The sequence below is a fragment of the Sphingomonas sp. SRI_018 genome (assembly GCF_057586275.1).
The window spans coordinates 46806-60875 of record NZ_JBYCZO010000002.1; the positions used below are offsets into that span (position 1 = coordinate 46806).

Annotated in this window: 15 protein-coding genes; 8 read left to right on the forward strand and 7 right to left on the reverse strand. The window is 68.1% G+C overall.

What is annotated here, in order from left to right:
- Positions 1-86 precede the first annotated feature (86 nt).
- From AC2YHA_RS12090 to AC2YHA_RS12100, 3 genes are all read left to right on the forward strand, one after another.
- Complete coding sequence (locus AC2YHA_RS12090; protein WP_487401775.1) at positions 87-872, forward strand: exodeoxyribonuclease III; 786 nt, start codon at positions 87-89, stop codon at positions 870-872.
- On the forward strand, positions 869-1918 hold the full coding sequence (gene ribA / locus AC2YHA_RS12095; RefSeq protein WP_487401776.1) for a GTP cyclohydrolase II: 1050 nt from the start codon (positions 869-871) through the stop codon (positions 1916-1918). The genes AC2YHA_RS12090 and ribA overlap by 4 nt, the downstream gene beginning before the upstream one ends.
- Before the next feature lie 98 nt (positions 1919-2016).
- Positions 2017-2238 (forward strand): hypothetical protein, encoded by a 222-nt coding sequence (locus tag AC2YHA_RS12100; protein WP_487401777.1) that lies wholly within the window; start codon positions 2017-2019, stop codon positions 2236-2238.
- Positions 2239-2240: 2 nt separating this feature from the next.
- Here AC2YHA_RS12100 and AC2YHA_RS12105 read toward each other — a convergent pair whose 3' ends face one another.
- Together AC2YHA_RS12105 and AC2YHA_RS12110 are read right to left on the reverse strand one after the other, a co-directional pair.
- A complete protein-coding gene (locus AC2YHA_RS12105) occupies positions 2241-2945 on the reverse strand; it encodes an HAD family hydrolase (protein ID WP_487401778.1) in 705 nt (234 codons plus the stop codon).
- On the reverse strand, positions 2945-3613 hold the full coding sequence (locus AC2YHA_RS12110) for a YggS family pyridoxal phosphate-dependent enzyme (RefSeq protein ID WP_487401779.1): 669 nt from the start codon (positions 3611-3613) through the stop codon (positions 2945-2947). The genes AC2YHA_RS12105 and AC2YHA_RS12110 overlap by 1 nt, the downstream gene beginning before the upstream one ends.
- A 22-nt stretch (positions 3614-3635) precedes the next feature.
- Here AC2YHA_RS12110 and AC2YHA_RS12115 point away from each other — a divergent pair, with 22 nt between their 5' ends.
- The gene (locus AC2YHA_RS12115) at positions 3636-4172 is read left to right on the forward strand and encodes a thiamine phosphate synthase (protein ID WP_487401780.1); all 537 of its coding nucleotides are present in this window, start codon (positions 3636-3638) and stop codon (positions 4170-4172) included.
- A 218-nt stretch (positions 4173-4390) separates the two neighbouring features.
- On the opposite strand, the gene AC2YHA_RS12120 is transcribed toward AC2YHA_RS12115, so the two are convergent.
- Positions 4391-5104 carry a porin gene (locus AC2YHA_RS12120; RefSeq protein WP_233784658.1) on the reverse strand — a complete coding sequence of 238 codons (714 nt, stop codon included), beginning with the start codon at positions 5102-5104 and terminating at the stop codon, positions 4391-4393.
- A 171-nt stretch (positions 5105-5275) separates the two neighbouring features.
- On the opposite strand from AC2YHA_RS12120, the gene AC2YHA_RS12125 reads away from it, so the two are divergent.
- Genes AC2YHA_RS12125 through holA form a run of 4 tightly spaced genes read left to right on the forward strand, consistent with a single transcriptional unit; the run spans position 5276 to position 9765 of the window.
- A complete protein-coding gene (locus tag AC2YHA_RS12125; protein ID WP_487401781.1) occupies positions 5276-5713 on the forward strand; it encodes a DUF3576 domain-containing protein in 438 nt (145 codons plus the stop codon).
- 43 nt (positions 5714-5756) lie between these two features.
- On the forward strand, positions 5757-8261 hold the full coding sequence (gene leuS, locus AC2YHA_RS12130; RefSeq protein WP_487401782.1) for a leucine--tRNA ligase: 2505 nt from the start codon (positions 5757-5759) through the stop codon (positions 8259-8261).
- Positions 8258-8749 (forward strand): LPS assembly lipoprotein LptE, encoded by a 492-nt coding sequence (lptE, locus tag AC2YHA_RS12135; protein WP_233784655.1) that lies wholly within the window; start codon positions 8258-8260, stop codon positions 8747-8749. Before leuS ends, lptE begins: the two co-directional genes overlap by 4 nt.
- Positions 8746-9765: a DNA polymerase III subunit delta gene (gene holA / locus AC2YHA_RS12140; RefSeq protein WP_487401783.1), complete on the forward strand. Its 1020-nt coding sequence runs from the start codon at positions 8746-8748 to the stop codon at positions 9763-9765. The genes lptE and holA overlap by 4 nt, the downstream gene beginning before the upstream one ends.
- Positions 9766-9902: 137 nt before the next feature.
- Here the strand turns inward: holA and AC2YHA_RS12145 are convergent, their stop codons facing one another.
- Genes AC2YHA_RS12145 through mnmG form a run of 4 tightly spaced genes read right to left on the reverse strand, consistent with a single transcriptional unit; the run spans position 9903 to position 14030 of the window.
- Positions 9903-10799, reverse strand: coding sequence for a ParB/RepB/Spo0J family partition protein (locus tag AC2YHA_RS12145; RefSeq protein WP_487401784.1), 897 nt, complete (start codon positions 10797-10799; stop codon positions 9903-9905).
- Positions 10796-11575 carry a ParA family protein gene (locus tag AC2YHA_RS12150; RefSeq protein WP_233784652.1) on the reverse strand — a complete coding sequence of 260 codons (780 nt, stop codon included), beginning with the start codon at positions 11573-11575 and terminating at the stop codon, positions 10796-10798. The genes AC2YHA_RS12145 and AC2YHA_RS12150 overlap by 4 nt, the downstream gene beginning before the upstream one ends.
- Positions 11572-12195: a 16S rRNA (guanine(527)-N(7))-methyltransferase RsmG gene (gene rsmG, locus AC2YHA_RS12155; RefSeq protein ID WP_487401785.1), complete on the reverse strand. Its 624-nt coding sequence runs from the start codon at positions 12193-12195 to the stop codon at positions 11572-11574. The genes AC2YHA_RS12150 and rsmG overlap by 4 nt, the downstream gene beginning before the upstream one ends.
- On the reverse strand, positions 12192-14030 hold the full coding sequence (gene mnmG, locus AC2YHA_RS12160; protein WP_487401786.1) for a tRNA uridine-5-carboxymethylaminomethyl(34) synthesis enzyme MnmG: 1839 nt from the start codon (positions 14028-14030) through the stop codon (positions 12192-12194). The genes rsmG and mnmG overlap by 4 nt, the downstream gene beginning before the upstream one ends.
- Positions 14031-14070 lie beyond the last annotated feature (40 nt).

Sequence of the window (14070 nt, forward strand, 5' to 3'; positions counted from 1 at the left end):
CGAACGCTGGTTGGCCCTCGCTCCAAGCCCCCGGAGCGGGGGCCTTTCCTTGTCGGCCCGGCGGCGCCTCGCTACATCGCCCGCACATGCTCTCGATCGCTTCCTGGAACATCAATTCCGTCCGCTTCCGCATCGACATCGTCGAGCGGTTCCTGCGCGAGGAATCGCCCGACATCCTGTGCCTGCAGGAAACCAAGGTGATCGACGGGGATTTCCCCGCCGCGGCGTTCCGCGCGTTCGGCTACGACCATATCGTCATCCACGGCCAGCGGATGCACCACGGCGTGGCGATCGTCAGCCGCGTGCCCCTCGCCGAGGACGACCGGCTCGACTGGCAGGCGAACGGCGAGGCGCGGCACGTCGGCGTGCGGCTGGCCAACGGCCTCCGGCTCGAGAACGTCTATGTCCCGGCCGGTGGCGACATCCCCGATCGCGAGCTCAATCCCAAGTTCGGACAGAAGCTCGATTTCCTCGCCCGGATGACCGAATGGTCGGCGGCGCTCGACGTCCCGACGCTGCTGGTCGGCGACTTCAATGTCGCGCCGCTCGAATGCGACGTGTGGAACCACAAGGCGCTGCTCGACGTGGTCAGCCATACGCCGATCGAGGTCGAGGCGCTTGGCCGGCTGCAGGCGGCGCACGGCTGGGTCGACCTCGGCCGGCATTTCCATCCGGCGCCGGCGCGGCTCCACACCTGGTGGAGCTATCGCGCCAAGGACTGGGCGGCATCGGACCGCGGGCGGCGGCTCGACCATATGTGGGCGAGCCCTCAGGTCGCGGCCAAGGCAGTGGCCCACCGCGTGTGCGAGCCGTGCCGCAGCTGGCTCAAGCCCAGCGACCACGTGCCGATCGTCACCGAGTTCGACCTGTGAGCGACCCGCGCGCCGCGGCCCGGGCGATCGACGCGCTGCGGCGCGGCTGGCCGGTCGCGATCGACGGGCTGGCGCTGCTGGCGATCGAGACCGCCGACGCCGAACGGCTGACGGAGTTCGATCCCGAGGGGCAAGCGCCGGTGCTGCTGTCGGCCGGCCGTGCGCAGACGCTGAAGCTCGCCAACCAGCGCGAGGCGGCCGTCCCCGACGCGCCGGTGTGGGTGGAGCGTGCGCCGTGGCTCGATTTCGCTGCCGCGACCGCGCTCGCGGACCCGCAGTTCGACTTGGCGACCCCGCTCAAGGGGCCGTTCCGAGCGATCCCCGTCACCGCGCCCGAGCCATCGGCGGCGGCGCTGCGGCTGGCGCGGATCGCGGGCATCCTGCCGGCCTTCTTCATCCGGTCGCGCAGCGCGGTCGAGGTGGCGATCGCCGCCGCCGACATCGATGCGCACGAGGACCCGGCCCGCCTCACCATTGCTACCCGTGCACGGCTGCCGGTCGAAGGCGCCGAGACCAGCGAGATCGTCGTCTTCCGCAGCCCCGAATCGACCAACGAGCATGTCGCGCTGATCGTCGGCCAGCCGGACGGCACGCCGCCGCTGGTGCGGCTGCACAGCGAATGCCTGACCGGCGACGTGCTCGGCAGCCTCAAATGCGATTGCGGGCCGCAGCTCCACGAGGCGCTGCGCCGGATCGAGGGCGCCGGCTGGGGCATCCTCCTGTACCTCAGGCAGGAAGGGCGCGGCATCGGCCTGGTCAACAAGCTGCGCGCCTATGCGCTGCAGGACCAGGGCTTCGACACGGTCGACGCCAACACCCGGCTCGGCTTCGCGATCGATGCGCGCGACTTCGGGATCGCGGCGCGGATGCTGAGCCTGATCGGGCCGCGCGCGGTGCGGCTGCTGACCAACAACCCCGCCAAGGTCGCCGGACTGGAAGCGCAGGGCATCACCGTCACCGAACGCGTGCCGCTGGCGCTCCCGGCCAATCCGTTCAACGAGCGCTATCTCGCCACCAAGCGCGACCGCACCGGGCACCAGCTCTGACCCGCGACTCGGAGGCGTCGCCCATAATTTCGCTTAGGAAATGAAACCCTGCTGCGTTAAAACGTTATGTTGCCAAGCCATAATGTTGGAGAATGGCAATGTATGCAGGTCTCGACAGAGCGGAGGAGGGGGCGCCGGCGTGGTTCCGTCCCGGCTACAACCTGCTCTACCACGACGATGGCGTGAACCACTGCCCGAGCTGCGGCAAGCAGCATTGGCTGATCGGACGCGTGATGGCTGAATGCGCCTTCTGCGAGACCGCGCTGCCGCTCGAGCATGCCTTCCGCTACCGTCTCGCTCCCGAAGCGGGAGTGCAATAGCGCTACGCCAGCAGGCGGGCGACCTCGGCGAAGTCATGCGCGATCGCATCGACGCCGATCGCGCGGAGACGGGCGTCGTGGCCGGGACCACAGTGGCTGCCGGCACACAGGCCGATGACATAGGCGCCCGAAGCGACCGCGCCGGTCGCACCGACCGGCGAATCCTCCAGCACCGCGATCCGCTCGATCGGCACGCCGAGCTGCGCCGCGCCATAGAGATAGAGGTCAGGCGCCGGCTTGCCGCGTTCGACATGCTCCCGGCCGCTGTAGAGATGATCGCCGAACGCATCGGCGAGGCCGAGATGCGCGAGATGGCTGCGGATCCAGCGCGTCGAGCTCGACGAGACGATCGCCTTCGGCAGCTCCGGCGGCAGCGAGCGGACGAAAGCGACCGCGCCGAGCACCTCGCCGATACCTTCGCGCATCACTCGGTCGTCCTCGGCAGCACGGATGGTATGGAAATCCTCCGGCAGCGGCCGCCCGATCCAGCGCTCGACCGCCCCGTAGAATTCGGCACCGGACAGGCCCATGAAATTGGCCATCGATTCCTCGGGCGTGGTCGGATGGCCGATGCCGGTCAGATAGGCGGCGACCTGGGCGTTGCCGGCGTATTCGCTCTCGACCAGCACGCCGTCGAAATCGAACAGCAGCGCGTCGAAGCGAACCGCGATCGGTTGCGAGAAGGACTGGACGCCGAGATCGGCCATTAGATGCGACTCCCGAATAAGGCTGTACCGACGCGGATATGGGTAGCGCCGAGCATCACCGCGACCTCGAAATCCTCGCTCATCCCCATGCTGAGTTTGGGCAGTCCCGAATCGCGCGCCATCTTCGCCAGCAGCGCGAAATAGGGTGCCGCCTCGACTCCCGCCGGGGGCACGCACATCAGGCCCGCGACCGGCAGGTCGGCGGCGCGCGCCTCGGCAAGCAGCGCCGGCAGGTCGTCGATCGCGCAGCCGCCCTTCTGCGGCTCGTCGCCGATGTTGACCTGGATGAAGCAGTCGGGGCGGCGGCCTGCCCCCTCCATCGCCCTGGCGAGCGCAGCGACGAGCGAAGGCCGGTCGACCGAATGGATCGCATCGAACAGCGTCACCGCATCCGCCGCCTTGTTCGACTGGAGCTGGCCGACGAGATGGAGCGCGATGCCAGAGGTCGCCTCACACAGCGCCGGCCATTTCGCTGCCGCTTCCTGCACGCGGTTTTCGCCGAATACGCGGTGGCCGGCGTCGATCAAAGGCTGGATGGCGGGGGCGTCATGCATCTTCGAGACCGCGACCAGCGTCACGTCGGCCGCCGACCGGCCGGCAAGGCCTGCGGCGCGGGCGATACGGTCATGGATCGCGGCGAGGCGGATGGAAGCGTCGTCGGTCGGCATCGCGCGCGCTATAGGATGAGGAATGCGCCGCCGCCACCCGATCCCTCGCGTCTGGATGATGACCGACGAACGGATGGGCGATCGACTGTGGGATGCGCTCGAACGGCTGCCGCGAGGGAGCGGCGTGGTGTTCCGTCACTACGGCCTGCCCGAAGCGGAGCGGCGCGGGATTCTGCGAAAGGTTGCGAAGATTGCGGCCCGGCGGGGACTGGTGCTGCTGGCGGCGGGAGGGATCGAAGGCCGCGACGGCGTGCACAATGGCCGGCGACGCCGCGGGCTGCTCAGCCGGTCGGCGCACAGCCGGCGCGAGGCGGTCGCCGCGGTGCGTGCCGGTGCGGACCTGCTGTTCGTCTCGCCGGTGTGGCCGACACGGTCGCATCCGAGTGCGAGGACGCTCGGACGCGCGCGGCTGGGGCTGATGATCCGCGGTCTGCCGGTGCCGGCGATCGCGCTTGGCGGCATGACGTCAGCGCGGTTCAAGCCATTGAAGCAGCTTGGCGTTTACGGCTGGGCGGGGATCGATTCCTGGCTGGACTTCCAGAGTCCGCGACAAGCCTGAGCCGTCATGCCGGACTTGTTCCGGCATCCACTCCACAACGAAGACTGGTGGCGAGGTTCAAGCTGGAGCCTTGAAGCCTTCCCTTGGCTGCCCGGTGGACCCCGGAACAAGTCCGGGGTGACGAAGGGGTGAGACTTTCCGCAATTCACTCCGATGATCCCAACCCGGTCAGGATCGCGCTTCCGTTCTTCACGTCGAGCTGGAGAGGGACGGAATCCTCAGAACCTGAACGCCGTCCCGACATAGACCGACTGGCTGTCGCGCCGGTCGTCGGTGAGCTGCGGCAGGCGCTCACGCTCGGTCTTGTAGCGGACGCCCGCGGTCAGATCGAGGTTGCGGGTCAGGCTGTAGGAACCGCCGACGTCGATCGAATAGCTCGGCTGGTCGGCGATCAGGCGCGGCTCGCTCCCGATCGGGCGGTCCGCCGTCGCCTTTACCCGGCCGCTGAACTTGCGGGCGGTATAGGACAGACCGAGATCGACCGATTCGCGGCTGCCCGGCTGTCCGGCGAGATCGACCTTGGCGAGATCGCCCGACAGCGCGAATCGCTTCCAGCCCACCGCGACGCCGAGGTTGTAGGCGATCGGGGCCAGCGCCACCGGCGAAGCGGCGCTCGGCAGGCGATCGCTCGCCGCCGCCGTCTGGGTCGAGCGGGCGCGCACCGCGACGGTCACCGAACGGTTGTTCGCCCGATTCGTGCCGGAGGGGGTGAAGCGGAACCCGCTGCTGGTGACGCCCGCGCGCGCCAGCACGGCGGCCAGGCGCGGATCGGCCGAAGCCGGGGTGAAGGAGCCGATTCCGGAGCTCATCTGGGCATGCGGCTTGCGCGCGACATAACGCACGTCGTTCGCCCCCATTGCCGGCGCGATCGCGCACACGCCGGCAAGCGCCGACGCGGCCAGGATCCCGGCAATGACACGGCGCTGGACCATGCGACTCCCTCTTGGTGATTCGGGCCTACCACAATCCCGCCGTAATGTGCCACGGCAGCGAATGTTTTTCCGTATAGTGTTGCAGCTTATCCACAGCCCGGCCGCGCTTGCTCCGGCGCGCGCAGCTTCTATAGAAGCATGTCGCTCTTTTTCGGACCCGAGGACCCGCCGATGACCGCCCGTTCGCGTACCCTGTTGCTGCTGAGCGTCGCGCTCATCCCGCTCGCCGCCTGCAGCCGTGGCGGCGATCGCCCCCAGGCCGATCTCGCCGCGAGCAAGATCACGACGATCGGCGTCAACAGCTACCTGTGGCGCGCCAGTCTCGACACGCTGAGCTTCATGCCGCTGCTCCAGACCGATTCGAACGGCGGCGTGATCGTCACCGACTGGTACACGAACCCCAACTCGCCGGCCGAGCGGATGAAGGTGACCGTCAGCATCCTCGACCAGGACCTGCGCGCCGATGCGGTGCGGGTGGCGGCGCTGCGCCAGGTCAACCAGAACGGTCAGTGGGTCGACGCGCCGGTGCAGGCGGCGACGGTGCAGAAGCTCGAGGACATCATCCTTACCCGCGCCCGCGACTTGCGCCGCGGTGCGATCACGAATTGATAGGGTCGCGGCGCCGCCGGTGCCGCCAGCCAACGGAGTCACGATGTCGCGCTTCAACGCGCTGAAAGCCGATGCCGCGTGGCAGAAGGTGTGGGACGAGCGCCGCACCTTTGCCGCTGATGATGCGTCCAACAAGCCCAAGAGCTACGTCCTCGAGATGTTCCCCTATCCGTCGGGGAAGATCCATATGGGGCACGTCCGCAACTACACGATGGGCGACGTGCTCGCGCGCTTCCGGCGGATGAAGGGCATGGAGGTGCTCCATCCGATGGGATGGGACGCCTTCGGCATGCCGGCCGAGAATGCGGCGATGGAGAAGGGCGTGCATCCCGCCGCCTGGACCTACCAGAACATCGAGACGATGAAGGCGCAGCTGAAGCGCCTGGGCTTCGCGCTCGACTGGACGCGCGAGTTCGCGACCTGCGACCCGACCTATTACGGGCACGAGCAAGCGCTGTTCCTAGACCTGCTCGACGCCGGCCTAGTCTATCGCAAGGAATCGGCGGTCAATTGGGATCCGGTCGACATGACCGTGCTCGCCAACGAGCAGGTGATCGACGGCAAGGGCTGGCGCTCGGGCGCGACGGTCGAGCGGCGCAAGCTCAGCCAGTGGTTCCTCAAGATCACCGATTTCGCTGACGAGCTGCTCGACGGCCTCGGCACGCTCGAGCACTGGCCCGACAAGGTCAGGCTGATGCAGGAGAACTGGATCGGCAAGAGCGAGGGGCTGCGGTTCCGGTTCAAGCTGTCCCCCAATGCTGCCGGAGCCGGCGAGATCGAGGTGTTCACCACCCGGCCCGACACGATCTTCGGGTCGAGCTTCGTCGCGATCGCCGCCGACCATCCGATCGCGCAGGCGCTGGCGGCGGAGAGCGCGGAGATCGCCGCCTTCGTCGAGCGCTGCAAGGAAGGCGGCACCAGCGCGGCGGAGATCGAGACGCAGGAGAAGCTGGGCTTCGACACCGGCATCCGCGCAACGCATCCCTTTGATGAGACATGGAAACTTCCGGTCTACATCGCCAATTTCGTGCTGATGGATTATGGCACCGGCGCCGTGTTCGGCGTGCCGGCGCACGACCAGCGCGACTTCGAGTTCGCCAGCAAGTACGGCTTGGCCGTGCGCCGCGTGGTCTCGGACGGCGACAAGACCGCGCCGGAGTTCCACGAGAGCGAGGCCTATAGCGGCCCCGGCACGCTGGTGAACTCGCATTTCCTCGACGGGATGGACGTCGCCGACGCCAAGCGCGCGGTGATCGATCGGGCCGAAGCGGGCGGTTGGGGCCAGGGCACCACCGTGTGGCGGCTGCGCGACTGGGGCGTCTCGCGCCAGCGTTATTGGGGTACGCCGATCCCGATCATCCATTGCGAGACGTGCGGCCCGGTGCCGGTGCCGCGCGACCAGCTGCCGGTGAAGCTGCCCGAGGACGTGAGCTTCGACGTGCCGGGCAATCCGCTCGACCGTCATCCGACCTGGAAGCATGTCGATTGCCCGCGGTGCGGCGGCGCAGCGCGGCGCGAGACCGATACGCTCGATACCTTCGTCAACTCGAGCTGGTACTTCATCCGCTTCGCCAGCCAGCCGGCGGACAAGCCGTTCGATCGGACGGTCGCCGAACAATGGCTGCCGGTCGGCCAGTATATCGGCGGCGTGGAGCACGCGATCCTCCACCTGCTCTACGCCCGCTTCTGGACCCGCGCGCTGCGCCGCGTCGGCCGGCTCGACATCGCCGAGCCGTTCGCCGGGCTGTTCACCCAGGGCATGGTGACGCACGAGACCTACCAGGACCCGGCCGGCAACTGGCTGGCGCCGGAGGAGGTCAGGGACGGCAAGGTGATCGCGAGCGGCGCGCCGGCGACGGTCGGCCGCGTCGAGAAGATGTCCAAGTCGAAGAAGAACACCGTCGACCCCTCCCCGATCGTCGACCAGTACGGCGCGGACGCGGTGCGGTGGTTCATGCTCTCCGACAGCCCGCCCGAACGCGACCTGCCCTGGAGCGAGGCCGGCATCGAAGGTGCGTGGCGCTTCGTGCAACGGCTATGGCGGTTGGTCGACGGTGCCGCGCCGGCCGACGGCGCCGATGCCGAGCTCGACCGCAAGCTCCACCGCACCATCGCCGGGGTCGCCGAGGATATCGAGGCGCTCGCGTTCAACAAGGCGGTCGCCAAGCTCTACGAGCTGGTCAACGCGATCGAGCGCGCCGCCCCTTCCGCCTCGCGCACCGTCGCCGTGGCGACGCTGGTGCGGCTGGTCGCGCCGATGGTGCCGCATCTCGCCGAGGAAGCCTGGGCGCGGCTGGGCCACGACGGACTGGTCGCCGACGCGGAATGGCCGGCGGTCGATCCCGCGCTGCTGGTCGACACGCAGGTGACGATCGCGGTGCAGGTCAACGGCAAGCTGCGAGACACGCTCACCCTGCCCAAGGGGGCGCCCAAGGACGAGGTGGAAGCGGCAGCACTGGCCTCGGCCAATGTCGTGCGCATCCTCGAGGGCAAGGCGCCGCGCAAGATCATCGTCGTGCCCGACCGTCTGGTGAACCTGGTCGCATGAGGGTCGCTGCCGCCCTGCTGGCGCTCGCCGCCCTGTCCGGATGTGGCCTCAGGCCGCTCTACGGCGGTGCGGAGAGTGCGTCGCGCACGATGCTGGGCAGCGTGCAGGTCGCGCCGATCGAAGGGCAGCAGGGCTGGCTCGTCTCCAAGGAATTGAGGGACCGTTTCTCGGCGGTCGACGGCGGCACGCCCCGCTATCGGCTCGAAGTGAAGCTGGACGACGATATCACCGGGCTCGGCGTGCGCCGGGACGATGCGATCACGCGCGAGCGCCGGACGCTGCGCGCACGGTATCAGCTCGTCGATCTTGCCAACGGCCAGGTCGTGCTCGACGCCACCGCCGGATCGGACGCCGGCATCGACGTGGTCGGCTCCGAATATGCCACCATCGCCGCCGAGCAGTCGGCGCTCGAGCGGCTGGCAGGAATCGTCGCCGACCAGATCGTCGCGCGGCTCGCGCTCTACGCCGAGCGCAACGCCAAGCAATGAAGGCCAACGCCGCCCAGATCGGCAGCGCGATCGATCGGGCAGGCAACGGCGGCGACATCCGCCTGTTCCTGCTCCACGGTCCCGACGAGGCGGGAGCGATGGACTATGCCGAACGGCTCGGCCGCGCGATGGGACAGGCCGAAAGGGTCGATCTCGATGGCTCGACGCTGAAGAGTCAGCCGGGACGGCTCGCCGATGAGGCAGCATCGATGTCGCTGTTCGGCGACAAGCGCTGGGTGCGCGTGACCGGCATGGGCGAGGAATCGGCCGAGGCGATACAGCTGCTGCTCGACGCCCCGACCGCGGGCAATCCGGTGGTGGCGATCGCGCCCGGCGCCAAGGCGACCGGCAAGCTGGTCAAGGCCGCGATCGCCGCGTCCAATGCGATGGCGCTCGCCTGCTACCCACCTGAGGGCCAGAACGCGGCACGGCTGGCGGCGGGAATCGCGCGCGAGCACGGCCTGCGCCTGATCGGCGACACCGCGATGGCGATGTTCGACGCCGCGGGCGGCGATCGCGCAGTGCTGACGCGCGAGATCGAGAAGCTGGCGCTCTATCTCGACGCCGCACCCGACCGGCCGAGGGACGCCGACGCCGATGCCCTGGCGGCGATAGGCGCGAACTTCGACGAGGCGGAAATGGCGACGGCGATCGAGGCTACGATCGACGGCCGACCAGCCGATCTCGGCCGTGAACTGGCGGCGCTCGCCGGCGCCAATATGGAAATCCCGATGCTGCGCGCGCTGGCGCGACGGCTGGTCACGCTCGCCGAGATGCGCGGCGAGGTCGATGCCGGCGCCTCGCCCGATGCGGTGGTGGAGCGGCATCGCGTGTTCTGGAAGGAAAAATCCGGTACGCTCAAGGCGTTACGGAAATGGGATACCAGCCAGCTCGCCGCAGCGCTGGAGCGGGTACGGCGCGCGGAACGCGGCGTGATGGCCGGCGGAGGCACGGTTGGCTCGGTAGGTGCCGCCCATGATCTGCTCACCATCGCGCGCGCCGCAGCGCGGCTTTGAGCCGATCCGTCGGGCAAGAGCAATTCGAGTCCGAAATCGTCATCCCGGCGAAAGCCGGGATCTCGTACCGTATTGCGCTATCGCTTGAGATCCCGGCTTTCGCCGGGATGACGCCTTAGTTCAACGCGTCCCGTCGCCTAAATCCGTTCCCCGCTCAATCGCTGGCAAAGCATGTCGAGCTGATCGAGCGTCGAATAGGCGAGCGTCAGCGTGCCGCCCTTGTCGCCATGGGCGATCGCCACCTTGAGCCCCAGCACGTCGCCGAGTTGCCGCTCCAGCGCCTCGATATCGGCGTTGCGGGCGGACGTGCCGCCCCCACCCTTTCCTTTTGTACCCGGCTTGGCTTCGCGCGCCAGCCTCTCGACCTCGCGCACCGACAATTGACCTTCCACGGCCCTGCGCGCCAGCGCGAGCGGATCGGGCGCGCCGATCAGCGCGCGCGCGTGGCCCATCTCCAGGCTGCCTTCGACCACCATTTCCCGGACGGGCGCAGGAAGATCAAGCAGTCTCAATAAGTTAGAGATATGGCTTCGCGACTTGTGGACCAGCTTGGCCAGCGCCTCCTGGGTATGACCGAATTGATCGATTAGCTTGCGATAGGCCTCCGCCTCTTCGATCGCATTCAGGTCCTCGCGCTGGATGTTCTCGACCAGCGCGAGTTCCATCGTTTCGGCATCAGTGATCTCTCGGACGATCACCGGCACCTCATGCAGCCTCGCCCTCTGCGCCGCGCGCCAGCGGCGCTCGCCGGCGACGATCTGATAGTCTTTACCATGTGGGCGGACGAGCAGCGGCAGCAGCACCCCACGCTCGGCGACCGAGCGCGCCAGCTCCTCCAGCGCCTCCTCGTCGAAGCGGCGGCGCGGCTGATCCGGATGCGGTGAGAGCGCGCTGACCGCCATCATGCGAACGCCAATGACCTCCCCGGACACCGTGCCGGCTGGCGTTTCCCCGGTGGCATCGCCGAGCAAAGCACTGAGGCCCCTGCCGAGGCCAGGACGAGACTTGCGAATCGGAGTGACGGAATCGGTCATGCGGCCTGGGCAACCTTGGGCAAACGGGCGATCACCTCCCGAGCGAGCGCCATATAGGCCTCGGACCCCGAGCAGCGATGGTCGTAGATCAGCGCCGGCACACCATGGCTCGGCGCTTCGGACAGACGGACGTTGCGCGGGATGACGGTGTCGAACACCACCTTGCCGAGCACTGCGCGCACGTCGTCCGATACCTGGTCGGTCAGGCGGTTGCGGCGGTCGAACATCGTGAGCACCACGCCGAGGATCGACAGCCCCGGATTGAAGCGCGACCGGATGCGCTCGACCGTGGACAGGAGCTGGCTCAGTCCCTCCAGCGCAAAGAACTCGCACTGCAGCGGCACCAGCAGCGCATGGGAGGCGACCATGGCGTTGATCGTGAGCAGGCCGAGCGATGGCGGGCAATCGATCAGGACCACATCCCAGCGCTGCTCGCTACGGCGGATCGCGGCATCGAGGCGATGCGTGCGGGCATCGAACTCGACCAGCTCGATCTCGGCGCCCGAGAGGTCGACCGTCGCCGGCACGATGTCGAGCCGCGGTACGCGGGTGGGCGTCGCAACCGACTGCAGGTCGGTGTCGCCGATCAGCAGATCGTAGCTTGAGCGGGTACGCTCGGCGCGCGCGATACCAAAGCCGGTCGAGGCATTGCCCTGCGGATCGAGATCGATGATCAACACCCGCAGCCCGGTCGCGGCCAGCGCGGTGCTGACGTTGATGGCGGTCGTGGTCTTGCCGACCCCGCCCTTCTGATTCGCGATGGTGATGCAGATCATCGGCGGCGCGCAACCCGGCTGGCGACGACGATTCCCGAGTCAGGGTCGACGACGCTCTGTTTCACGTGAAACACACCCTGCCACGAACGCCGCGCCTCCGCCACCTCCGATTGCGCGCGGCTGCCCTTCGGCAACAGCCAGACCGTCTCTCGATCGGCGAGATGCACTGCCGAGGCGATCAATTGCGGAAGCGTCGCAACCGCACGAGCGGAGATCACGCGTGCCGGCGCCGCGCGGCGGATGCTCTCGATCTTGCTTGCTTCAACCGTAACGCGGCCCATGAGGCCGAGTTCTTCGATGCAATGGTTGAGGAAGGCGACACGCAACCGTCGCGGCTCGACCAAGGCGACATGCCAGTCGCTGGCCAGCGCGATCACCAGGCCGGGCAGACCGGCGCCGGAACCGATATCGATCCACTCGCCTGTGCTGGACGGCGCCAGTTCCAGGAGCTGAGCGGAATCGACCAGGTGGCGTGCCCATAGCGTCGCCAGGGTGGAAGCAGCGATGAGATTCTGGCGTCCCATCTCATCGACCAGCAAGTCGACGTAGTGCTCCAGTCGCTCGATCGCATGAGCGCCACAGCGATTCGCTATCCAGCTTCGCGCCTCGTCCTCAGTCACGCGGCACGTTTCACGTGGAGCAGAATCGCTGATAGCGCTGCGGGGGAGATACCGCGCACCCGGCCGGCGGCGCCGAGCGTTTCGGGCCGCGCCGCAGAGAGTCTCTCCACCATCTCGTTGGAAAGACCGTGAATCATTGAATAATCGAGCGCCGGCGGGAGCGGCATGGCTTCCTCGCGCGCCGCGGCTTCGATGTCCGCCGCCTGACGTTCGAGATAGGGAGCGTAACGGGCATCCTCGACCGCCTCTGCGAGTAGCGCAGGATCGGTCTCGGCGCGGACGTCCGGCAGCAGCATCTCGACATCGACGCCGTCGAAACGCAGCCATTCGCGGACGCTCCGGCGCGCGCCATCCTGCGCAACCGGCGCGCCGCGCAAGGCCAGCTCGGATGCGGTGAAGCGCTCCCCAAAACGACGGTCGAGCCGATCACGCTCGGTCATCCGTTCTTCGAGATGGCGGCGCCGCTCCTCGCCGACACATCCTGCGGCGAGCGCGATCGGCCCGAGCCGGGTCTCGGCATTGTCTGCGCGCAGGCGGAGACGGTGCTCCGCCCGCGCCGTCAGCATGCGATAAGGTTCCGTCACACCCTGCAGGATCAGGTCGTCGATCATCACGCCGAGATAGCTGTCGGAGCGGCTCAGCGCGACCGGCGCGAGATCGCGCGCATAGGCAGCTGCATTGAGGCCCGCGACGAGCCCCTGCCCCGCCGCTTCCTCGTAGCCGGTAGTGCCGTTGATCTGCCCGGCACAGAATAGTCCGGGCAACGCTGCCAGCATCAGCGTGCGATCGAGCGACCGCGGGTCGATATAGTCATATTCGACGGCGTACCCCGGCGTGACGATCCGCGTGCGTGCGAGTCCGGGGATCGACGCGATCATCGCTGCCTGCACATCGGCCGGGAGCGAGGTCGAGATACCATTGGGATAGACGAGATGGTCGTCGAGCCCCTCCGGCTCGAGAAAAATCTGATGACCATCGCGATCGCCGAAGCGATGAACCTTGTCCTCGATCGACGGACAATAGCGCGGCCCCGCACCCTGGATATCGCCACCAAACAGCGGAGAGCGATCGAGACCGCTGCGGATGATCGCATGGGTTTCCGCCGTCGTGCGGGTTACGGCGCAGGCAAGCTGCGGCAGCGTACGCGCGAGTGTCAGCGGGGACATCGTCCACGGCTCGACATCGGACGGCTGCTCCAGCAGCGCCGCCCAATCGATGGTGCGCCCATCGAGCCGAGGCGGCGTGCCCGTCTTGAGCCGCGCCATCGGCAGACCAAGCGCGCGGAGCTGAATTCCAAGCCGGGTCGCGGCGCGTTCGTCGACACGGCCACCTTCCTGGCGCTCCTCCCCGCGGAAGATGCGGCCGCCGAGAAAGGTCCCGGTCGCCAGGATCACCGCAGGCGCGGCAAGGCTGGTGCCGTCATCCAGCACGAGCCCTGCAATCTTGTCCCCGGCGACAATCAGCTCCGCCGCCTCGCCTTCGACGATCGTCAGATTCCCCTGGCTGGCAAGCATCGCCCGAATGGCAGCGGCGTAGCGGCGGCGATCGGCCTGGATACGGGGCCCCCTCACCGCCAGCCCCTTGCTGCGGTTGAGCATCCGGTAATGAATCGCCGCGGCATCGGCCGCCCGCGCAATCAGTCCGTCGAAGGCGTCGACCTCGCGAACCAGATGCCCCTTGCCGATCCCGCCGATCGCCGGATTGCACGACATCACGCCAATCATGCGCGCATCGAACGTCACCAGCGCCACGCGCGCGCCGCGCCGGGCGGCAACGGCGGCCGCCTCGGTTCCGGCGTGACCGCCGCCGACGACGATGACATCAAAGCTGTTCATGGCGAGCGCCATCTAATCGTTCGGAGCGCCGTGTTCCACG

Bases quoted from the DNA above. Each gene is read 5' to 3' on its own strand.
- AC2YHA_RS12090 (WP_487401775.1), top strand. From the start codon at position 87: ATGCTCTCGATCGCTTCCTGGAACATCAATTCCGTCCGCTTCCGCATC.
- AC2YHA_RS12100 (WP_487401777.1), top strand. From the start codon at position 2,017: ATGTATGCAGGTCTCGACAGAGCGGAGGAGGGGGCGCCGGCGTGGTTC.
- AC2YHA_RS12105 (WP_487401778.1), bottom strand. From the start codon at position 2,945: ATGGCCGATCTCGGCGTCCAGTCCTTCTCGCAACCGATCGCGGTTCGC.
- AC2YHA_RS12110 (WP_487401779.1), bottom strand. From the start codon at position 3,613: ATGCCGACCGACGACGCTTCCATCCGCCTCGCCGCGATCCATGACCGT.
- AC2YHA_RS12115 (WP_487401780.1), top strand. From the start codon at position 3,636: ATGCGCCGCCGCCACCCGATCCCTCGCGTCTGGATGATGACCGACGAA.
- AC2YHA_RS12120 (WP_233784658.1), bottom strand. From the start codon at position 5,104: ATGGTCCAGCGCCGTGTCATTGCCGGGATCCTGGCCGCGTCGGCGCTT.
- AC2YHA_RS12125 (WP_487401781.1), top strand. From the start codon at position 5,276: ATGACCGCCCGTTCGCGTACCCTGTTGCTGCTGAGCGTCGCGCTCATC.
- leuS (WP_487401782.1), top strand. From the start codon at position 5,757: ATGTCGCGCTTCAACGCGCTGAAAGCCGATGCCGCGTGGCAGAAGGTG.
- lptE (WP_233784655.1), top strand. From the start codon at position 8,258: ATGAGGGTCGCTGCCGCCCTGCTGGCGCTCGCCGCCCTGTCCGGATGT.
- holA (WP_487401783.1), top strand. From the start codon at position 8,746: ATGAAGGCCAACGCCGCCCAGATCGGCAGCGCGATCGATCGGGCAGGC.
- AC2YHA_RS12145 (WP_487401784.1), bottom strand. From the start codon at position 10,799: ATGACCGATTCCGTCACTCCGATTCGCAAGTCTCGTCCTGGCCTCGGC.
- AC2YHA_RS12150 (WP_233784652.1), bottom strand. From the start codon at position 11,575: ATGATCTGCATCACCATCGCGAATCAGAAGGGCGGGGTCGGCAAGACC.
- mnmG (WP_487401786.1), bottom strand. From the start codon at position 14,030: ATGAACAGCTTTGATGTCATCGTCGTCGGCGGCGGTCACGCCGGAACC.